General features: G+C 64.4%; 20 protein-coding genes and 2 pseudogenes. 16 read left to right on the top strand and 6 right to left on the bottom strand.

The annotated features are described in order from the left end of the window. Window positions 1-65: 65 nt before the first annotated feature. Entirely contained in the window at window positions 66-983 is a 918-nt protein-coding gene (locus tag AAC691_RS12340) for a LysR family transcriptional regulator (protein WP_342627107.1), read from the top strand. 59 nt (window positions 984-1,042) lie between these two features. Here AAC691_RS12340 and AAC691_RS12335 read toward each other — a convergent pair. Then, a pseudogene (locus tag AAC691_RS12335) lies at window positions 1,043-1,138 on the bottom strand (IS5/IS1182 family transposase); the annotation flags it as partial. Window positions 1,139-1,222: 84 nt separating this feature from the next. Between AAC691_RS12335 and AAC691_RS12330 the strand changes: the two are divergent. Then, window positions 1,223-1,423 (top strand): annotated as a pseudogene (locus AAC691_RS12330) (transposase); the annotation flags it as partial. Between the two features lie 52 nt (window positions 1,424-1,475). Here AAC691_RS12330 and AAC691_RS12325 read toward each other — a convergent pair. Both AAC691_RS12325 and AAC691_RS12320 read right to left on the bottom strand, forming a co-directional pair. Then, window positions 1,476-1,865, bottom strand: coding sequence for a tautomerase family protein (locus AAC691_RS12325; RefSeq protein WP_182984525.1), 390 nt, complete (start codon window positions 1,863-1,865; stop codon window positions 1,476-1,478). Between the two features lie 43 nt (window positions 1,866-1,908). Next, entirely contained in the window at window positions 1,909-3,243 is a 1,335-nt protein-coding gene (locus AAC691_RS12320; protein ID WP_342627106.1) for an aspartate aminotransferase family protein, read from the bottom strand. Between the two features lie 142 nt (window positions 3,244-3,385). Between AAC691_RS12320 and AAC691_RS12315 the strand changes: the two genes are divergently transcribed. Then, window positions 3,386-3,934 (top strand): cupin domain-containing protein, encoded by a 549-nt coding sequence (locus AAC691_RS12315; RefSeq protein WP_342627105.1) that lies wholly within the window; start codon window positions 3,386-3,388, stop codon window positions 3,932-3,934. Window positions 3,935-4,382: 448 nt separating this feature from the next. Here AAC691_RS12315 and AAC691_RS12310 read toward each other — a convergent pair whose 3' ends face one another. Then, entirely contained in the window at window positions 4,383-4,649 is a 267-nt protein-coding gene (locus AAC691_RS12310) for a hypothetical protein (RefSeq protein ID WP_342627104.1), read from the bottom strand. Between AAC691_RS12310 and AAC691_RS12305 the strand changes: the two genes are divergently transcribed. After that, entirely contained in the window at window positions 4,648-5,001 is a 354-nt protein-coding gene (locus AAC691_RS12305; RefSeq protein ID WP_342627103.1) for a hypothetical protein, read from the top strand. The genes AAC691_RS12310 and AAC691_RS12305 overlap by 2 nt on opposite strands. 553 nt (window positions 5,002-5,554) lie before the next feature. Here AAC691_RS12305 and AAC691_RS12300 read toward each other — a convergent pair. Further along, window positions 5,555-5,824 (bottom strand): HU family DNA-binding protein, encoded by a 270-nt coding sequence (locus AAC691_RS12300; RefSeq protein WP_342627102.1) that lies wholly within the window; start codon window positions 5,822-5,824, stop codon window positions 5,555-5,557. A gap of 213 nt (window positions 5,825-6,037) precedes the next feature. Between AAC691_RS12300 and AAC691_RS12295 the strand changes: the two genes are divergently transcribed. The 12 genes from AAC691_RS12295 (at window position 6,038) to AAC691_RS12240 (ending at window position 17,926) form a co-directional block, all read left to right on the top strand. Beyond that, window positions 6,038-8,032, top strand: a complete 1,995-nt coding sequence (locus tag AAC691_RS12295; protein WP_342627101.1) for a conjugal transfer protein TraG — start codon at window positions 6,038-6,040, stop codon at window positions 8,030-8,032. Beyond that, window positions 8,032-8,451, top strand: coding sequence for a CopG family transcriptional regulator (locus AAC691_RS12290; protein ID WP_342627100.1), 420 nt, complete (start codon window positions 8,032-8,034; stop codon window positions 8,449-8,451). Before AAC691_RS12295 ends, AAC691_RS12290 begins: the two co-directional genes overlap by 1 nt. A 156-nt stretch (window positions 8,452-8,607) precedes the next feature. Then, the gene (gene trbB, locus AAC691_RS12285) at window positions 8,608-9,585 is read left to right on the top strand and encodes a P-type conjugative transfer ATPase TrbB (protein ID WP_342627099.1); all 978 of its coding nucleotides are present in this window, start codon (window positions 8,608-8,610) and stop codon (window positions 9,583-9,585) included. Then, window positions 9,582-9,914: a TrbC/VirB2 family protein gene (locus AAC691_RS12280; protein WP_342627098.1), complete on the top strand. Its 333-nt coding sequence runs from the start codon at window positions 9,582-9,584 to the stop codon at window positions 9,912-9,914. Before trbB ends, AAC691_RS12280 begins: the two co-directional genes overlap by 4 nt. Then, window positions 9,914-10,192 carry a VirB3 family type IV secretion system protein gene (locus AAC691_RS12275; RefSeq protein WP_342627097.1) on the top strand — a complete coding sequence of 93 codons (279 nt, stop codon included), beginning with the start codon at window positions 9,914-9,916 and terminating at the stop codon, window positions 10,190-10,192. The genes AAC691_RS12280 and AAC691_RS12275 overlap by 1 nt, the downstream gene beginning before the upstream one ends. 13 nt (window positions 10,193-10,205) lie before the next feature. Further along, complete coding sequence (gene trbE, locus AAC691_RS12270) at window positions 10,206-12,662, top strand: conjugal transfer protein TrbE (protein ID WP_342627096.1); 2,457 nt, start codon at window positions 10,206-10,208, stop codon at window positions 12,660-12,662. Then, complete coding sequence (trbJ, locus tag AAC691_RS12265; protein WP_342627095.1) at window positions 12,659-13,393, top strand: P-type conjugative transfer protein TrbJ; 735 nt, start codon at window positions 12,659-12,661, stop codon at window positions 13,391-13,393. Before trbE ends, trbJ begins: the two co-directional genes overlap by 4 nt. 5 nt (window positions 13,394-13,398) lie before the next feature. Beyond that, window positions 13,399-14,784 (top strand): P-type conjugative transfer protein TrbL, encoded by a 1,386-nt coding sequence (gene trbL / locus AAC691_RS12260; protein WP_342627094.1) that lies wholly within the window; start codon window positions 13,399-13,401, stop codon window positions 14,782-14,784. A gap of 5 nt (window positions 14,785-14,789) precedes the next feature. After that, on the top strand, window positions 14,790-15,473 hold the full coding sequence (gene trbF, locus AAC691_RS12255; RefSeq protein WP_342627093.1) for a conjugal transfer protein TrbF: 684 nt from the start codon (window positions 14,790-14,792) through the stop codon (window positions 15,471-15,473). Next, complete coding sequence (trbG, locus tag AAC691_RS12250) at window positions 15,470-16,471, top strand: P-type conjugative transfer protein TrbG (RefSeq protein ID WP_342627092.1); 1,002 nt, start codon at window positions 15,470-15,472, stop codon at window positions 16,469-16,471. The genes trbF and trbG overlap by 4 nt, the downstream gene beginning before the upstream one ends. Further along, on the top strand, window positions 16,468-17,679 hold the full coding sequence (locus AAC691_RS12245; protein ID WP_342627091.1) for a TrbI/VirB10 family protein: 1,212 nt from the start codon (window positions 16,468-16,470) through the stop codon (window positions 17,677-17,679). Before trbG ends, AAC691_RS12245 begins: the two co-directional genes overlap by 4 nt. Continuing rightward, complete coding sequence (locus AAC691_RS12240) at window positions 17,672-17,926, top strand: DUF2274 domain-containing protein (RefSeq protein WP_342627090.1); 255 nt, start codon at window positions 17,672-17,674, stop codon at window positions 17,924-17,926. The genes AAC691_RS12245 and AAC691_RS12240 overlap by 8 nt, the downstream gene beginning before the upstream one ends. Here the strand turns inward: AAC691_RS12240 and AAC691_RS12235 are convergent. After that, window positions 17,884-18,810: a LysR family transcriptional regulator gene (locus AAC691_RS12235; RefSeq protein ID WP_342627089.1), complete on the bottom strand. Its 927-nt coding sequence runs from the start codon at window positions 18,808-18,810 to the stop codon at window positions 17,884-17,886. The two genes, AAC691_RS12240 and AAC691_RS12235, sit on opposite strands and share 43 nt — an antisense overlap. Window positions 18,811-18,891: the final 81 nt, after the last annotated feature.

The raw sequence follows: 18,891 nt of genomic DNA, 5'->3' as shown, positions 1-18,891 counted from the left end.
GCTCCCGGCGGCTTGTCGTGTCGTCGCGGGAGCAGGGCAAGCGATGCGACCGAGAGGAGGGCCAGGTGAAGCTGCACCATTTGCGCGCACTCGTCGCGCTGGCCGAAACCGGGAGCTTCAATGCCGCGTCCGAGACGCTGAATATCACCCAGGGCGCGCTGAGCAAGGCGATCAAGGAACTGGAATCGTCACTGGGCATCGCGCTCTTCGAACGATCGAACAAGGGGGCGCGTCTGACGTCGCAGGGGCAGCGGCTGGTCATGCATGCCCGCTTCATCAATGAAAGCGTGCGCCGGGCGAAGGACGACCTGCTGGAAGCGGAGGATTCCGGGAACATCACGACGACGATCGGTATCACCCCGGTCGTTTCGATCATGAAGGAAATCGGTGACTGTATCATAGAATTTCGCCGACGTAATCCGAAGATCCGTCTACGGGTTCTGGAAATGCGTCCCAGCCAGCTGATGCAGGAACTGCGCGACGGTACGCTCGATTTCGCCCTCAGTTCACAGATGCCTGCCTATAGCCGGCCAGACGAGTGTGTGCTGCTACGGCATATTCCCTCTCTGCTGGCCTGCCGCAAGGGGCATCCGCTGCGTGAGGCGCGGTCGATACGTGATCTGCTGGACCAGGAATGGGTGGTCCACGATCCGCGCGACGATGTGACCGCGCCGTTCCACCGCTTGTTTACCCAGGAGAGGCTGCGCTTTCCCGAACGGGTGACGGAATGTACGGCCACGGTGACGGCGCATCTCCTGACCGTGAACACCGACAGCGTGACGATGTTGACCAGTGCGTCGTTCACGCATCGCGCCATTGCGGAGACATTGGTGCCGATTCAGGTTCGCGAGATGCTGCCCGCGCGAGAACTGGTGCTGGTCGCCCGCAACCGGCATGTCTTTACCGCGCCGGTGCTACAGCTGTATGAGACGGTTCGGAAATCGCTTTCAGATCCGACCCTGTTGCCGTCACATCACCTGTGACTGATCCGTGGGTTTGCGAGAACCTGATGCGATCAAGATGGCCCAGGTCCTGTCTGCCTTCAGCGTAGCCAGATCATGGCGCATGCGAGATGGGTGAAGCCCATGATGGCGGTGAGTGTCTTTTCGCATCGCAGGGCGATCCGTCGGAAGCGTTGGAAAGGCTCGTCCTCCATCGGCAACCCTGAATCTGAACTTCAATTCAAAAGAAGTCCCTGAATGCAGACAGGACGTAGACTGAAATCGCCCGTGCGCAGTATTGCGAGGACAATCTGGAGTATGCAAGCGACCTGCGCGATGCGGAATGGGCGCTGCTTGCGCCACTGATGCCCGAGCGGAAACGACTGGGGAGGCCGCGACGTACTGATTTGCGCCGCGTCATGGAGGTGATCCTCTATATCGTCACGACCGGTTGCCAATGGCGGCGCTTGCCCAGGCACTTTGACCGTGCAAGGCTATTCCCATCGGTCTTGTCATCCGCGCATGGTTGGAAGATTACAATTCACCCGTCACAAACTGGGCACGACCGTTACCAAAAGACCAGTCATCGTCGGTATTCTGGACAAACGAGATCATGACGTCCGACGGTGCGATTCCACATTTGTCCTGCCATTCGGCACAGAGGATCTCGTAGAAAGCCAGCTTGGCCTCGCGGCTGCGTGGCCGCGAGACGACTTCGAGCAGGACGAATTTCTCGGTTCTCGGGATATCGAGGCCGGTATCCAGCGCGCGCAGATGCGTGGGCTCGTGTTCGACCAGGATCTGATAGCGGTCTCGGGCCGGTACCTTGAACGCACGCAGCATCGCCTCATGGGCGGCATCGAGAAGCTGATCGATCTCTGCCGGTGTCCGTCCCTTCAGGACGTGGAATTTCATCAGGGGCATAGGCGTTCCTTTCGTGTGAATGACGTTGACGAAGGCTTCTCCGTCAGGCAGCGCGGGTGATTACGTCGCCGAGAATCGAGACAATGGTATCGATATGATCCGTCGTGACGATCAGGGGCGGAGAGAGGGCAATGATGTCGCCGGTGACGCGGATGAGCAGGCCTTTGTGGAAGCAATCGACGAAGACGTCATAGGCGCGCGCGCCGGGCGCGCCGTCGCGCGCGGCCAGTTCGATTGCGCCGACCAGTCCGAGATTGCGGATATCGAGGACATGCGGCCGGTCGGCCAGGCTGTGCAGGGCGTCCTGCCAATAGGTGGCGAGTTCGGCGCCCCGCGTCAGGAGTCCATCTTCGGCGTAGACGTCGAGTGTCGCCAGACCCGCCGCGCAGGCGACCGGGTGGCCGGAATAGGTGTAGCCGTGAAAGAGTTCGATCTGCTGTTCCGGCCCGGTCATGAGACCATCATAGACCTTGCGGCTGGCAAAGACCGCGCCCATCGGGATGGTACCGTTGGTCAGGCCCTTGGCGGTGGTGACCAGATCGGGGATCACGCCGAAATAATCCGTCGCGAACGGGGTGCCCAGCCGCCCGAAGCCGGTAATGACTTCATCGAAAATGAGAAGAATGCCGTGCTGGTCGGCAATGGCGCGCAGTCGCTCCAGATAGCCCTTGGGCGGCAGGACGACACCCGCCGATCCCGACATCGGTTCGACGATGACGGCGGCGATGGTCTCGGCGCCGTGCAGCGCGACCAGACGTTCCAGATCCTCCGCCAGTTCGACCCCGTGCCGCGGCAGCCCCTTCGAGAAGGCATTGCGCGGGATGTCGAGCGTATGGCGCAAATGCGCGGCGGGAATCTGGGGAAAGACCCGGCGGTTGTTCACCAGACCGCCGACCGAGATACCTCCGAAGCCGACACCATGATAGCCCTTTTCCCGGCCGATGACGCGGGTACGTGTGCCCTGGCCGATGGCCCGCTGATAGGCGATCGCAATTTTCAGCGCTGTTTCCACGGATTCCGAGCCGGACCCGGTAAAGAACACGCGGTCGAGCCCGGCCGCCGGGCCGCCAGGAGCGATCGCGGCCAGCCTCTCGGCGAATTCAAAGGCGATCGGATGGCCCATCTGGAAGGTCGGGGCGAAGTCCAGCGTCGCAAGCTGGCGGGTGACGGCGTCGGTGATCTGCCGACGGCCATGGCCCGCATTGACGCACCACAACCCCGCGGTACCGTCCATGACCCGATGGCCATCGATGTCGGTGTAATACATGCCTTCGGCACCGGCTAGGAGGCGCGGCGCCGCCTTGAATTGCCGGTTCGCGGTAAAGGGCATCCAGAAATTATCCAGAACAGGCATATTCGTTTTCGCGGTCGGGCTCATGCCGGGCTCCCATGAATGAGCCTGTGGGATCAACGATTCCGGCCGTGTGAACAAGTCCTTTTCTCTTCGCGCGCAACCTCTTGAATCGGCGTGAGCGTCATGCCTAGATTTGCGATATATTCAACACCGGGAACGGAACAAGATGTCGGTCGATATCGGCAATCGTCTGCGCCATTTTCGCTTGGCCCATAATCTGTCGCAGCGGGAACTGGCCAAACGGACGGGTGTCACGAATTCGACGATTTCCCTGATAGAGTCCAACTCGTCGAACCCGTCCGTGGGTGCGCTGAAGCGCATTCTTGATGGAATTCCGATCGGGCTGGCCGAATTCTTTGCGCTTGAGCCCGATCGTTCCCGGAAGGTGTTCTACGCATCGGAGGAATTGGCAGAAATCGGCAAGGGGGCGATTTCATACCGACAGGTCGGTGACAATCTGTTCGGTCGCAGTCTTCAGATCCTGAAGGAATGCTATCAGCCGGGCTCGGATACAGGGAAGGTCCCCCTGATTCATGACGGAGAAGAGGGGGGCATTATTCTGTCGGGCCGACTGGAGGTCACGGTCGACGATGAACGCAAGATCCTTGGGCCGGGCGATGCCTATTATTTCGAAAGCCATCGGCCGCATCGCTTTCGTTGCGTGGGGTCGGAAGCGTGTCAGGTCATCAGTGCCTGCACGCCCCCGAGCTTCTAACAGAAATTAGCGTGAGAGGCGCTGAATGCCAAGCTCAGGGCGGCCGAGAAAGAATGGATCATGGGCCTATCCTGAATTTATGGAATGGTCCACCCTTTCACAAAATCGGCATTATACCAATTTGGCTTTGCTTCGACAAATGATGCGGGTTCGTGGGGTAACATGAGAGGCGCAATATGATTCATGAGGACGGGCAACGCGCTGGTGTTTCGTGACGATTATGGTGCTGCAACCCTTCGTGTTCTGGCTCGGGCGACGAAACAGACGGCGCAGTCGCGCCGGCTTCCGGCCTTACGGCGATCTATGATAGGGCCTCACGCGGGGACGGACGGACCCTTTCTCGTAGGTGAAGACATGTTCGACGCCAGAACGGCGCGTCACGAGCTGGCGTGGAATCTTCTGGACCCTCGTGGCCATCGGCGTCGTCACGCTGGCGGCGTTGTGGACCCTACCGGCGGAGCGCCGGCTCCGTCGGTCCGTGAGGCGCATTCTTGCCGGCGATGGCTCCCTGATCCTCAATCCACGCCTGCTCGGGACTGCCGGGGCAGGCGCTCTGATTTACAGAGGCTGCTTCGCCTATGTGGCGGGCAGTCCGTTTGTCTATATTTCGTATTATCACGTCGGCGCGCAGTTTTATGGCTTCCTGTTCGGTGCTGGCGTCATTGGCATGATGATCGCCAATCTGCTCAACGCTCGTCTCGTCTCGTCTCGTCATGCGTTATGGCGCCCGGCGGATGCTGCTTTGCGGGTCGGTCCTCTCCGCCCTGGCCGGTTGTCTTCTGGCTTGCGATGCCTGGACCGGATGGGGCGGCGTTTTCGGGGTTTTCGTCCCGGTTTTCCTGTTCATCTCGTCCCGCGGCTTCATCTTCGCCAATTCCATTACGCTTGCGATGGAAAACTTTGCCCGGCACGCTGGCAGCCTCTCCGGCCTTGTGGGTGCGATGCAGTATGGCTGCGGGATGCTGGGCTCCGCGCTCGTGGGCTCCTGCGCGGACGGAACACCTTGGCCGATGGGGTGGGTGATTGCCGCCACGGCAGTGAGCGGCCTTGAACAAGCTGATTCATGATATCATGAGTTGGGCCGCCTGTGCTTTGTTGAAGAAAGCACAGGCAGTTCTCCACTGAGTTCATATCCTGAACGCTCGCTGCGTATATGTCTCTGTTTACTGGGGTCGTCCAGATCGCGCGACTGATGCGCTGCAGGACGACACGCTTAGAAAGGGAAAATGATCTCATATGTGCCGCTAAGGAATGGCGAGTTTTTCTGTCTCTCTCACCAAGACCGGACCTTAACGTTCCCCGGTCAATCCTGCCGGTCTGCCATGCACATATAGTAGTCAAGCGGTTTGCGCATCGAGCCAAACGATATCCGGCGGCGCTATGTGAGCAGCCTGCACAACCAGCCGGCCGCGATCGCGCGCGCCTCGCGTGGTGGCGTCGGATATTACCGCAGTGCGACCCAATTCGGTGATCAAGATCGCGGACGGTCGGATCATCCACCGTGTTACGCCATTGCCCGCATGGTTGATCCATGCCTGCCCCGACCTCTGCAGCGATGGATGAAAACGCCCGGATCCTGTCAGGCGGAGCCCAGAGATGCCGGCCTGCCTGACCCGAGGGTCAGACGGCCTTCTTGAGCACCGGGCTGGCCTTGAACCGCACGGTCTTGCCCGCTTTGACCTTCACCGGCTCGCCGGTGCGGGGATTGAGCGCCTTGCGGGCCTTGGTCTTGTGGACCGTGAAAGCGCCGAAGGAGGGCAGGGTGAAGCCGCCTTCCGTCTTCAGTTCGACCGTGATCGCGTCGATCAGATCGGCGGCCGCCTTTTGCGCCGCGACCCCGGTGCAGTTGAGAGAGTCCTGAAGAACAGCTGCGATAAAAGCCTTGCTCATCGACGGTACCGGTCCCTGTTTCGGCGAAATGCCCCGGCATGGTACGTGCGATTCGGGGTTTCGTCACGCCCCCGTCAGCGAGTGGTAGTATGGGTTGGGTCAAATCCGACAATTTTACGCTCCGCTCCGCCCGACTACGCACGACCGGGCAAAGTGATTGAATTCCTGACGGAGCCCCTCTCTGTAACGCCTGTTGCAGAAAGGAGCCGTCCAATGTCTGGAGCACGCATTCTCTGGGGGCAGATGATCGTCGTCCTGGCGATGATCCTGCTGTCGTGGTGGCTGGCGACAGAATGGGTGGCCTGGCAGCTCGCCTTCCAGCCGGAACTGGGATCGCCCTGGTTCGTCCTGTTCCATCGCTGGGCGATCTATCCGCCGCCGATGATCTTCTGGTGGTGGTATGTGTTCGACGCCTACGCGCCGCACATCTTTGCGCAGGGCGGCTGGATCGCCGGGTCGGGCGGCGTAGCCGCCTTCCTGGTGGCGGTGGCGCTGTCCGTGCGCCGTGCCCGCGAAGCGAAACGTGCCGCCACCTACGGCAGCGCCCGCTGGGCCGAGCCCGAGGATCTGCGCAGATTCGGCCTGCTCGATCCCGACGGCGTCGTGCTCGGCCGCTACCGAAGAGAGTATCTCCGCCATAACGGCTCCGAGCATGTGCTGTGCTTCGCGCCGACCCGCTCGGGCAAGGGCGTGGGCCTGGTCATCCCCACCCTGCTGACCTGGCCGGGCTCGGTGATCGTCCACGACATCAAGGGCGAGAACTGGCAGGGAACGGCGGGCTTCCGCGCCGGCTTCAGCCGGGTGCTGCTGTTCGATCCCACCAATCCACGGTCCGATGCCTACAACCCGCTGCTTGAAATCCGTCGCGGCGAGTGGGAGGTGCGCGACGCCCAGAACGTCGCCGATGTCCTGGTCGACCCCGAGGGCTCGCTTGAGCGGCGCAACCATTGGGAGAAGACCAGCCATTCCCTGCTGGTCGGAGCCATCCTGCACGTGCTCTATGCCGAGCCGGATAAGACCCTGTCCGGCGTCGCCAATCTGCTGTCCGATCCCAAGCGACCGATCGAGAGCACGCTGAGCGCGATGATGCGCACCCGGCACCTCGGGGAAGCGGGACCGCATCCCGTGGTCGCCAGCGCCGCGCGCGAACTGCTGAATAAATCCCCCAATGAACGCTCAGGCGTGCTGTCCACCGCGATGTCGTTCCTCGGCCTGTATCGCGACCCCGTCGTCGCCAAGGTCACGGCGCGCTGCGCCTGGCGGATCACCGATATCGTCAGGGGCGGCCAGCCTACCACGCTCTATCTCAGCGTGCCGCCGTCGGATATCAGCCGCACCAAGCCATTGATCCGGCTGGTGCTGAACCAGATCGGCCGACGGCTGACCGAGGATCTGCAAGGGCAGAAACAGAACCATCGCCTGCTGCTGATGCTCGACGAATTCCCGGCTCTGGGCCGGCTGGATTTCTTCGAGAGCGCGCTGGCCTTCATGGCCGGCTACGGGATCAAGGCGTTCCTGATCGCCCAGTCGCTGAACCAGATCGAGAAAGCCTACGGCCAGAACAATTCGATCCTCGACAATTGCCATGTCCGCGTCTGTTTCGCCACCAATGACGAGCGGACGGCCAAACGCGTCTCCGACGCCCTGGGCACCGCGACCGAGATCCGGGCGCAGAAGAACTATGCCGGGCATCGGCTCTCGCCCTGGCTCGGGCATCTCATGGTCTCCCGCCAGGAAAGCGCGCGCCCGCTGCTGACGCCGGGCGAGATCATGCAATTGCCGGCGGCGGACGAGATCGTCATGGCGGCGGGCACGCCGCCGGTGCGTGCGAAAAAGGCCCGTTACTACACGGATTCTCGCTTGCAGAGCCGGGTTCTGCCGCCGCCGCTTCGGGACGGGGGCGAGACTCCACCGAAACCAGACGACTGGACCGGTCTGGCCCGGCCGGAACAGATGCCGGAGGAAGCGCCCGCAGCCACGGACGAGGAGGCGACTGGCGATCCTGTCGGGGCGGGGAAGAAGCACAGCAAGGAGTTTGACGCCGCCCACACGCCGCCACCGCAGCGGACGTCGCCAGCCGAGCCGGACCCGCAGCATTCTGAGGCCGACGGACGGTCGGCGCATGCGCAGCGGGAATTCGCGGACCTGCAGCGTATCGCCCGCCTGACTGCCTTGGATCGCGACGACGATATGGGGATGGATCGCTGATGAGCCGCCCGCGCAGGAAACAGCAGATGACCGTCTATCTCGACCCGGATCTGGCGAAAACGGTCGGCGATCTCGCCACCCGCCGTCATCAGTCGCAGTCCATGGTAGTCGAAACCGCCCTGGCGGCATTCCTGTCGCCGGAGCAGGGAGGCGGGGAGGGGGCGGTTGGCCGCCGGCTTGAGCGGGTCGACCGGCGCCTCGGGCGCATCGAGCGGGATCTCGGTATCAGCGTCGAGACCCTGGCGTTGTTCATCCGTTTCTGGCTGCTGACGACGCCCGCATTGCCCGAGCCCGCCGCGGCGGCACGGGCGCAGGCCAGCGCGCGCTACGAGCAGTTCATCGAAACCCTGGCCCGGCGCATGAGCACCGGGCGGCGTCTCCATGAGGAACTGGACCAGGACACCCCGCCGTCGCCGTGATTGCGCTCCCGCCGACAATTTTGCGCTCCGCTGCGCCGTTCTACGCTCCGCTGCGCAGTGCCGGGAAATGCTGTTGAACTCAGCAGGTTTCTGCCTTTCTTAATTCATCCCGCTGGTGGCGGAATGGTTTCGCTGCCTGAACAGGGCGGGGACGGCATGTCTTTTCTTCCCAAGTTGGCACCGGGCGCGCAGCGCGGCATCTCCATGCTGCGCACGGCGATGGGGCCGGCCATCGCGGGGCATCTCGCCGACCCGGCCGTGGTCGAGGTGATGCTCAACCCGGATGGGCGGCTGTGGATCGACCGTCTGTCCGAGGGGTTGGCGGGCACCGGAGACCATATCACCCCGGCTGACGCCGAGCGCATTGTCCGTCTGGTCGCGCACCATGTCGGCACCGAGGTGCATGACGCCGCACCGCGCGTATCGGCCGAGCTGCCGACCGGAGAGCGGTTCGAGGGTCTGCTACCCCCGGTTGTAACCGCGCCGAGTTTCGCCATTCGCAAGCCGGCGGTCGCGGTGTTCACCCTCGACGATTATGTCGCCGCCGGGATCATGACCGCAGGCCAGGCCGCTTTCCTGCGCTGCGTTGTCTCCGAGCAAAAGAACATCCTGGTCGCGGGCGGCACCTCGACTGGCAAGACCACCCTGGTCAACGCCCTGCTCGCTGAGGTCGCCAAAACCGACGATCGGATTGTGCTGATCGAGGACACCCGCGAATTGCAATGCGCGGCGCCCAACCTGGTGGCACTGCGTACCCGCGACGGCGTGGTGTCCCTCTCCGACCTGGTGCGCTCGGCGCTGCGCCTGCGGCCCGACCGGATCCCGATCGGCGAGGTGCGCGGTCCCGAGGCGCTCGACTTGCTCAAGGCGTGGGGTACTGGCCACCCCGGTGGCATCGGCACCCTGCATGCCGGCACCGCCTTGGGTGCCCTGCATCGGCTGGAGCAGCTGATCCAGGAAATCGTGGTCACCGTGCCGCGCGCGCTGATCGCCGAGACCATCGACGTGATCGCGGTGCTGTCCGGGCGGGGTAATGCCCGGCGCCTGTCCGAACTCGCCACGGTCGACGGGCGCGATCCCGCGACCGGCGATTATCGCCTCCATCCAATCCAGACCGACGGAGAATCCCGATGATCCAGTACAGTCCCCGTGTGCGGCAGCACGTTGCCACGATCGCGTCCGCCGCCCTGCTGACGGCGGTGTTCGGTTCCAGTGCCTGGGCGTCGGGCTCCGGCATGCCGTGGGAGCAGCCGTTGACCCAGATCCTGGACTCGGTGCAGGGACCGGTGGCCAAGATCGTGTCGGTGATCATCATCACCGTGACCGGCCTGACCCTGGCCTTTGGCGAGACTTCGGGCGGATTCCGCCGGCTGATCCAGATCGTCTTCGGCCTGTCCATCGCCTTTGCAGCGTCGAGCTTCTTCCTGTCCTTCTTCTCCTTCGCCGGCGGGGCGCTGATCTGATGGCCGCCGGATACGAGGACGATGCGGTGCCGGGATTCCATGTCCCGGTGCATCGCTCCCTGACCGAGCCGATCCTGCTCGGCGGTGCCCCGCGCACGGTGGCGATCGCCAACGGTACGCTGGCCGCCGCGATCGCGCTGGGCCTGCGTCTGTGGCTGATCGGCGCCGCGTTCTGGATCGTCGGGCACAGCCTGGCGGTTTGGGGCGCGAAACGCGACCCACTGTTTGTCGAGGTGGCGCGCCGCCACCTCCGCTATCCCGCCTGGCTGCGGGCGTGAGGAGGGCACGGCGATGATGTCTCTTGGCGAATATCGCAACCGCGCATCCCTGCTGGCCGATTTCCTGCCCTGGGCGACGCTGGTCGAACGCGGCGTGGTGCTGAACAAGGACGGCAGCTTCCAGCGCACCGCGCGCATCCGTGGTCCCGATCTCGATTCCGCGACGCCTGCCGAACTGGTCGGCGTCACCGGCCGGCTGAACAACGCGCTCAGAAGGCTTGGCTCCGGCTGGGCGGTGTTCGTCGAGGCGCAGCGGGGGCCGGCCACCCTGTACCCGGAGAGTGACTTCCCCGACGCGGCCAGCCAGATGGTCGATCTGGAACGGCGCGAGGCGTTCGAGGATGAAGGAGCGCATTTCGAGAGTCGGTATTTCCTGACCCTGGTCTGGCTGCCCCCGGCGGAAACCTCGGGCCGGGCGGAACGCCTGCTTTATGAGGGTATGGAGCGCGACGGGCCGGATCCACACGGGCTGCTGCGCAATTTCGTCGACCGGACCGACCGGCTGCTCGCGTTGCTCGACGGCTTCATGCCCGAGGCCGCCTGGCTCGATGATGCCGGGACGCTGACTTATTTGCACAGCACCATCTCGACGCGGAACCAGCGGGTGCGTGTGCCGGAAATTCCCATGCATCTCGATGCGCTGCTGGTGGATCAGCCGTTGACGGGTGGGCTCGAACCGAAACTGGGCGCGGCCTACCTCAAGACCCTGACCATCACCGGGTTTCCGAGCCAGACCTTTCCGGGGATTCTCGATGACCTGAACCGGCTGGCGATGCCGTATCGCTGGTCGACGCGGGCGATCCTGCTCGACAAGACCGATGCCACCAAGGTGCTGACGAAGATCCGTCGCCAATGGTTTGCCAAGCGGAAATCGATCGCCGCCATCGTGCGCGAGGTGATGACCAACGAGGCGTCGGCGCTGGTCGACAACGACGCCGCCAACAAGGCGGCCGATGCCGATCTGGCGTTGCAGTCGCTCGGCGCGGACAATGTCGGGCAGGCGTATGTCACCGCGACGATTACGGTCTGGGACGGCAGCGCCAGTATCGCCGCCGAGAAGCTGCGTCTGGTCGAGAAGATCATCCAGGGCCGCGATTTCACTTGCATGGCGGAAAGCCTGAACGCGGTGGAAGCCTGGCTCGGATCATTACCGGGGCATGTCTACGCCAATGTGCGTCAGCCGCCGATCTCGACCCTGAACCTGGCGCATATGGTCCCGCTCTCCGCCGTCTGGGCGGGACCGGACCGCGACGGGCATTTCAACGCCCCGCCTCTGTTCTATGGCAAGACCGCCGGTGCCACGCCGTTCCGCTTCGGCCTGCATGTCGGCGATGTCGGTCACACGCTGATTGCGGGACCGACTGGTGCCGGCAAATCCGTCCTGCTGGCGCTGATGGTGCTGCAATTCCAGCGCTATGCCGGGGCGCAGGTTTTCGCCTTCGACTTCGGCGGCTCGCTGCGCGCGGCGACGCTGGCCATGGGCGGGGATTGGCACGACCTGGGTGGGGGGCTGGGGGTGGGGCTGACGGCCGGGAAGGACGTCGATGGCGCGGAGGAAAGCGGGGTTTCCCTCCAGCCGCTGGCATGGGTCGACGATCCCCATGAACGCACCTGGGCGACCGAATGGGTCGGCCAGATCCTTGCTGGCGAGGGCCTGTCGCTCACGCCCGAGGTGAAGTCTCACCTCTGGTCGGCGTTGAACTCATTGGCGTCGTCGCCCCCTCACGAACGGACATTGTCCGGCCTCGTGGCGCTCCTTCAATCCAACACGCTGAAGCAGGCGCTGGCGCCCTATTGCCTCGGCGGTCCCCATGGCCGGCTGCTCGACGCCGATGCCGAACGTCTCGGCGAGGCGAACGTCGTAGTGTTCGAGACCGAGGGGCTGATCGGTTCCGGGGCGGCGTCGCCCGTTCTCTCCTACCTGTTCCACCGCATCGAGGGCCGTCTCGACGGTCGGCCGACCCTGCTGGTCATCGATGAGGGCTGGCTGGTGCTGGACGATGGCGATTTCGCCGGGCAGCTCCGCGAATGGCTGAAGACCCTGCGCAAGAAGAACGCCTCAGTCGTTTTCGCGACCCAGTCTCTGTCCGACATCGCCAATAGCCGGATCGCGCCGGCCGTGGTCGAAAGTTGCGCGACACGGATCTTCCTGCCCAACGAGCGGGCGATCGAACCGCAGATCATGGTGCTTTATCGCGATTTCGGGCTGAACGACCGCCAGATCGGCATCATCGCCCGTGCGGCCTCCAAGCGGGAGTATTACTGCCAGACCCAGCGCGGCAACCGTCTGTTCGAGTTGGGGCTTGGCCCCGTGGCGCTGGCGCTGTGCGCGGCTTCGGGAAAGGACGATCACCGGCTGATCGACGAGGTACTGGCCGAGCATGGGCGGGACGGATTCCTGTCGGCCTGGTTCGCGGCGCGGGGTGTGACCTGGGCCGCCGACCTTCTCCGGGAAGGAGATGTGCCATGAGGCGCGTCCTGCTCCTGTGCAGTATTTTCGGGGTATTTTCTCTTTCCGCCATTCCGGCCCGCGCGCAATGGGCGGTGTTCGACGGTGCCAATTTCGGCCAGAACGTGCTGCAGGCCGCCCGCGCGTTGCAGCAGATCGACAACCAGATTTCCTCGCTCGCCAATCAGGCGCAGATGCTGGTCAACCAGGCGAAGAACCTCGCTACCCTGCCACTGTCGAGATTGTCGACGCTGCAATCGACGATTTCCCAGACGACGGCGCTGCTCACGCAGGCGCAGAACATCGCCTACAGCGTCCAGTCGGTCGAGCAGCAATACCAGCAGGCCTACACCTCGATTTCGTCGGGGATGTCCGACAGCGCCCTGTTCAGCCAGGCGCAGACCCGCTGGCGGAACGCGGTCGGTGGATTCGAGGATGCGCTGAAGATTCAGGCCCAAGTGGTGGGCAATATCCCGTCCGACAGTAGCGCCATGACCCAGCTTGTCTCGGCGAGCCAGAGTTCGGCCGGGGCGTTGCAGGCGGCGCAGGCCGGCAACCAGTTGCTTGCCCTGCAATCCCGCCAGCTTTCCGACGTGATCGCGGTGCTGTCCGCCAATGGCCGGGCACAGGAACTTCAGCAGGCGCGTGAGGCCGCCGAGGAGGCCGACGGCCAGGCCCAATACCAGCATTTCGCCCAGCACGATGCTTACGCGCCGACCGTGATCACCATGTTCGGTCCCAGCGGGAACTGACGCCCATGGCCACCAATGATCTGGGCGTGATCGATCGGTTCCTGAACGTCTTCACCACGACGATCGACTCCGGGTTCGGGCTGGTGAAGGGCAGCGTCCTGTCGCTGTCGGGCACCCTGTCGGTACTCGATATCGTGCTGGCCGGCCTGTTCTGGGCCTGGGCGGTGGATGAGGACATCATCCAGCGCCTCGTGAAGAAGACTCTCTATGTCGGGTTCTTCGCGCTGATCATCAACGATTTCGACAGCCTGTCGCAGAAGATCTTCGACAGCTTCGCAGCACTCGGCCTGAAAGCAGGTGGCAGCGGCATCGATCTGGCGTCCTTCCTGCGGCCGGGCCGCCTGGCCGAGACGGGGTTGAACGCGGCGCAGCCATTGCTCGATGCCGCCGCGAAGATGGTCGGCCCGGTCGCGTTGTTCACCCACGCCATCCAGATTTTCGTCTTGTGTCTGTCGTGGCTGATCGTGGTGGCGGCGTTCTTCATTCTCGCGGTGCAGCTCTTCGTGGCGCTGATCGAGTTCAAGCTGACCACGCTCGCCGGGTTCGTGCTGATTCCCTTCGCCCTGTTCAACCGCACAGCCTTCCTGGCCGAGAAGGTGCTGGGCAACGTCGTCTCGTCGGGTGTGAAAATCATGGTGCTGGCGGTGATCAGCGGAATCGCCGCCGGGCTCTTCGCGCAATTCACTACGTCCTATGGCGATGCCGCTCCGACCATCGGGCAATCCATGTCCGTGGTGCTGGGGTCGATCGCCATCGTCGGTTTGTCCATTTATGGCGGCAGCATCGCCAACGGGCTGATCTCCGGCGCTCCGCAACTGGGCGCGGGGGCCGCCGTCGGGACCGGCATGGCGGTCGCCGGCATGGGCGCCGCTGCTGTTGCCGGGGTCGGTGCGGCGGTTTCCGGTGGTGGCGCGGCGCTGGCGGCAACGGCCGCCGCCGCCCGGGGTGGGGCCGCCGCGGCAGGCGCAGCCTCGACCGCCTATTCCCTCGGTACCGCCACGTCCGCCGCCGAGGGCGCTGGCGCGCGGATGGCCGCCGGTCTGGGTGGTGTGGGCCGCGCGGCCGGAGGTGCTGCGATGAATGCGGTGAAGGACAAGGCGTCGTCTGCCGCCAGTGCCCTCAAGGAGAGCTATGCCTCCGGCGGCCGCGCCGCCTTCACCGCGACGGGCGGGCGCACCACGGGGGGAGCGTCGGCGGAGCCAGGGAGCGGTGGTGCAGCTAGCGGCGCAGATGGAGGGGCCGGTCCAGCCCCCGACGGCAAGCCGCCGCGCTGGGCGCGGAAAATGAAGCGCCGCAATGCCACGGCCCATGCGGCGGAAGCCGCCAATGTCATCCGCTCCGCCGACGGCGGCGGCGGAAGTTCCAGCATCGACCTTTCGGAGAAAGAATGATGGCGATGTTCCGTCGCGCGACCACCAATTATGGCATCACGCCCGAGCCCGTCACGCCCTACCAGAAGGCGGCGCAGCTCTGGGACGAGCGTATTGGCTCCGCCCGCGTCCAAGCGCGTAACTGGCGCTTCATGGCCTTTGGCTCGTTGCTGCTCTCGGCCGGGCTCGGCGCGGCGCTGGTCTGGCAGTCGGCGCGCGGCACCATCGTGCCCTGGGTGGTGCAGGTGGATAAATTGGGCGAAGCGCAAATCGTGGCCCCGGCCATGGCCGGCTACACGCCCACCGATCCGCAGATTGCCTGGTCTCTGGCACGCTTTATCGAGGACGTGCGCGGCCTGTCCTCCGACCCGGTGGTGGTCCGGCAGGACTGGCTGCGCGCCTATGATTTCACCACGACGTCTGGTGCAACCGCGCTGAACGACGAGGCCCGGCTTAACGATCCGTTTTCCCGCATCGGGCGCGAGCAGGTCGAGGTGGACGTCTCCTCGGTGATCCGCGCCTCGCCGGCGAGTTTTCGCATTGCCTGGACCGAGCGGCATTACCGCGACGGGGCCTACACGGGCACCGAACGCTGGACCGCGATCCTCTCGGTGCTGATCGCACCGCCGCACGACGCCGACCGGCTGCGCCGCAACCCGCTCGGCATCTTCGTCTCCGCCATCAACTGGTCGAAGGAACTCGGACAATGATCCGCATGGTCATGCGTGTCCTGCCGCTGATGCTGCTCGCACTGTCCGCCTGCGCGGGACAGTATCATCCGCCCGCCATCCGCTATGACGACGCCGTGCGGGCGACGCGCCTGCCGGACCCACCGAAGCCCGTGCGGGTGGTCGAGATCCCGCAACCCTTGCCGCTGCCCGGCCAGTTGAAGCCGCTGCCCTCACGACGTTCGGGTCGCACGGCCCCCGAAGTCGTCGACCCGGCCGCACGGGTGACCCAGGCGAATCTGGCGGCGCGGATCCAGCCGACGCGGGCCGGCTTCATCAACGCGGTGCAGGTCTATCCCTATAGTGCCGGTGCGCTCTATCAGGTCTATGCCGCGCCCGGCGAGATCACCGACATCATGCTCCAGCCCGGCGAGAAGCTGGTGGGCAGCGGCCCGGAGGCCGCCGGCGACACGGTACGCTGGATCATCGGCGATACCGAGAGCGGGGCAGGGGCGACCAGGCGCGTTCATATTCTGGTCAAGCCGACCAGGCCAGATCTGGTCACCAACCTGATCGTCAATACCGACCGGCGGACCTATCTCGCCGAGCTGCGCTCCACCCCCGCCACCTACATGGCCTCGGTGTCCTGGGACTATCCCGAGGACGATCTGATCGCCCTCCACCGCCAGGACGCGGCCTCCGAGGATGAGGCGCCCGTCGATACCGGGCTGGACCTCAATGCCCTCAATTTCCGTTACGTGATCCAGGACGTCAAAGGCGGCGTGCCGCCCTGGCAGCCGCTCCGCGCCTTCGATGACGGGAACAAGGTCTATATCGCCTTTCCGTCCGGGATCGGACAGGGCGAACTGCCGCCGCTGTTCGTGCTGGGCCCGGACGGCAATCCGGCGCTGGTCAATTACCGCGTTCGGCAGAACTGGATGATCGTCGACCGGCTGTTTGCCGCCGCCGAACTGCGGCTGGGCGATAAGCACAGCGAGCAGCGTGTGCGCATCGTCCGCACCGACGGGCGGCGGTCATGACGGACGATCATGATCGCGATGATCGACGCGATGCCGGAGAAGCGGCCTCCTCGCAGACGCCTGTGGCGCCGCCCGATTTGCGCCTGCGTGGCGATCGGCCGCGCGTGGTGCGGCTTTCGCGCCGGGTCGTCTGGTCGCTGGGTGGAGCAGGGGCCATCGCGGTGGCCTTCGCGCTGGGGTATGCCCTGCAGGCCAGCCATCATGCGCCATCTGCCTTTGCGAATCAGGATACCAGTTCGCGCCCTGCCGCGGCGGGGCTGGAGGCTCTGCCGAAGGAATATAGCGGCGTGCCCAAGCTGGGACCGGCGCTGCCCGGCGATCTTGGTAAGCCGATTCTCAACGCGCAGCAGCAGGGCAAGTCGATCCCGGTCAATGCCATCGGCAATGATGACGCGCGCCGCGCCCAGCAGGAGATCGATGCCGCGATCGGCAGCAAGCTGTTCGTCCAGGTCGGGCAGGGGGATCGGGGTGGCGGCACTGCCGCTCCGATGGTAGGGACAGTGGCCGGAGCGGGAAGTCCATCGCGGCCGAGCGACATCGACCCGCAGGCGGGAAACCGCGGCTTTTTGGCGCAGGCGGTCGATCACCGCACGGTCAGTTTGGAACGGATCGTGGCGCCGGCTTCGCCCTATATACTCCAGGCGGGCACAGCCATCGCCGGTGCGCTCAATACTGCGGTGAATTCCGGCCTGCCGGGGCAACTTGCCGGCCATGTGACGCAGAACGTCTATGACAGCCCGACCGGACGCTATCTTCTGATTCCCCAGGGCAGCACGCTGGTCGGCCAGTACAGCAGTGCGATCGCCTTCGGGCAGGACCGCACGCTGGTGATCTGGACCCGGCTGATCCTTCCGGACGGGGAGTCCGTCGTGCTGGAGAACCTGCCGGGCGCCGACGCGATCGGCCAGGCCGGGCTCTCCGATCAGGTCGATCGGCACTGGGGCGAACTGTTCAAGGCGGCGCTGGTGACCACCATGCTCAGCGTGGGGTCCGAGGCCGGGACGTCCTTCGGCGAGAACAATCTGATGCAGGCGATCCGTAGTGGGGCGTCGAACGGGTTTTCGATGGTCGGCAATCGGCTGATCGACCGCAGCCTCAATGTCCAGCCGACCCTGACCGACCGGCCGGGCCTGCCGTTCGTCGTGCTGATCCATCACGATTTGATCCTGAAACAATATGGTGGCAAGGGGACCACAGACCATGGATAAGCTGCGCATCGCACTCGTGCCGGACGACAAGCCGGTCAGGCTGGCCGTCGAACTGCCGGCGACCGTGTTTCAGGATCTGACCCTCTATGCGGCAACCATTGCCCAATCTGCCGGGAAAGCAGGGAAACCCGAGCCGGCACGACTGATCCCGCTGATGGTGGCGCGCTTCATGGAGAGTGATCGCGCTTTCAGGAAGCGGCGGCGTCAGGCCGCGCCATCGGCGCTTCCGGAAGCAAAATCCGGATGACGCTCACGCAGCAGGGCCAGGAACGCCGCCAGCGATTGGTTCGGGTTGTTCCGCGACCAGCACGCGGTCAAACGCAGTTCGCTCGGCATGTTCTCATGGCGGATTTCCCGGTAGATCACGCCCGGGAGAGTTTCGCCGGTGCTGCTTTCGCAGTCGATCACGATGCCGCGTCCCTCCGCCACGAACGGCTTGAGGATATGCAGGCTCGTCTCATGCTCCGCGATCACGGGATGGAAGCTCCCTCGCTGGAGGTAGAAACGGATCAGCGCCGCGATGTCGGTGCCTGGGTCGACCGTACTGGTCAGGAAGCGTTCTCCGCGAAGCTGGCTCCATTCGACGACCGTCTGGCCGGCGAGCGGATGGGAGGCGGGAAGCGCCGCGACGCAACGTTCCGGCCAGAGCGGCAGTGACGCGTCGGGCCACACCAATCCGCGCGTGGTGACGATCCCCACGTCGATATGTCCCTCCTCGACCCCTTTTAGGACCTCGCGGCGCGTGCCGCCGACCAATCGCCATTGCATGTCGGGGAACCGATTGCGGAATTCCAGCAAGGTGGCGCGTAACTGCCCCGCCGAGACGGAGGTATAGAAGCCGATCGTCAGATGGCTGCCCCGACTACGGCGGACGGCGCTTCTATCCCCGGTCAGGCTCTCCATGTCGCGTAAGATGCGCCTCGCCATATGCAGGAAGTCCATGCCTTCGGTGGTCGGGTGAACACCGTTCCGTTGGCGGATAAAGAGTGCATATCCGACCCGGGTTTCGATGGCCTCGATATTTCGTGCGACGGTGACTTGGCGGATACCGAGCGCCAGGGCGGCTTTACGGAGGCTGCCCTGGTCGTAGGCTGCCAGAGCGCACCGGAGATGGCGGATGTCGATCGTCATCTGCGCACGATAACAGTGGCCCGGAATAGAAACATAGCATCACAATCGAACGAAGCGTCGTTTTTAGAGCCCTGTAATGTG

Origin of the sequence: Nguyenibacter vanlangensis, assembly GCF_038719015.1 — a bacterium.
Taxonomy (GTDB): Bacteria; Pseudomonadota; Alphaproteobacteria; order Acetobacterales; family Acetobacteraceae; genus Gluconacetobacter; species Gluconacetobacter vanlangensis.
Note: the sequence above shows the minus strand (reverse complement) of the source record. Positions and strands in the feature narration are given on the sequence as shown.

Coding starts and splice junctions, on each gene's coding strand:
- AAC691_RS12275 (WP_342627097.1), top strand. CDS start 9,914: ATGGCCGCCGGATACGAGGACGATGCGGTGCCGGGATTCCATGTCCCG.
- trbL (WP_342627094.1), top strand. CDS start 13,399: ATGGCCACCAATGATCTGGGCGTGATCGATCGGTTCCTGAACGTCTTC.
- AAC691_RS12240 (WP_342627090.1), top strand. CDS start 17,672: ATGGATAAGCTGCGCATCGCACTCGTGCCGGACGACAAGCCGGTCAGG.
- AAC691_RS12320 (WP_342627106.1), bottom strand. CDS start 3,243: ATGAGCCCGACCGCGAAAACGAATATGCCTGTTCTGGATAATTTCTGG.
- trbE (WP_342627096.1), top strand. CDS start 10,206: ATGATGTCTCTTGGCGAATATCGCAACCGCGCATCCCTGCTGGCCGAT.
- AAC691_RS12280 (WP_342627098.1), top strand. CDS start 9,582: ATGATCCAGTACAGTCCCCGTGTGCGGCAGCACGTTGCCACGATCGCG.
- trbB (WP_342627099.1), top strand. CDS start 8,608: ATGTCTTTTCTTCCCAAGTTGGCACCGGGCGCGCAGCGCGGCATCTCC.
- trbF (WP_342627093.1), top strand. CDS start 14,790: ATGTTCCGTCGCGCGACCACCAATTATGGCATCACGCCCGAGCCCGTC.
- AAC691_RS12300 (WP_342627102.1), bottom strand. CDS start 5,824: ATGAGCAAGGCTTTTATCGCAGCTGTTCTTCAGGACTCTCTCAACTGC.
- AAC691_RS12245 (WP_342627091.1), top strand. CDS start 16,468: ATGACGGACGATCATGATCGCGATGATCGACGCGATGCCGGAGAAGCG.
- AAC691_RS12325 (WP_182984525.1), bottom strand. CDS start 1,865: ATGCCCCTGATGAAATTCCACGTCCTGAAGGGACGGACACCGGCAGAG.
- AAC691_RS12235 (WP_342627089.1), bottom strand. CDS start 18,810: ATGACGATCGACATCCGCCATCTCCGGTGCGCTCTGGCAGCCTACGAC.
- AAC691_RS12305 (WP_342627103.1), top strand. CDS start 4,648: ATGCGTTATGGCGCCCGGCGGATGCTGCTTTGCGGGTCGGTCCTCTCC.
- AAC691_RS12290 (WP_342627100.1), top strand. CDS start 8,032: ATGAGCCGCCCGCGCAGGAAACAGCAGATGACCGTCTATCTCGACCCG.
- AAC691_RS12310 (WP_342627104.1), bottom strand. CDS start 4,649: ATGACGAGACGAGACGAGACGAGCGTTGAGCAGATTGGCGATCATCAT.
- trbG (WP_342627092.1), top strand. CDS start 15,470: ATGATCCGCATGGTCATGCGTGTCCTGCCGCTGATGCTGCTCGCACTG.
- trbJ (WP_342627095.1), top strand. CDS start 12,659: ATGAGGCGCGTCCTGCTCCTGTGCAGTATTTTCGGGGTATTTTCTCTT.
- AAC691_RS12295 (WP_342627101.1), top strand. CDS start 6,038: ATGTCTGGAGCACGCATTCTCTGGGGGCAGATGATCGTCGTCCTGGCG.
- AAC691_RS12315 (WP_342627105.1), top strand. CDS start 3,386: ATGTCGGTCGATATCGGCAATCGTCTGCGCCATTTTCGCTTGGCCCAT.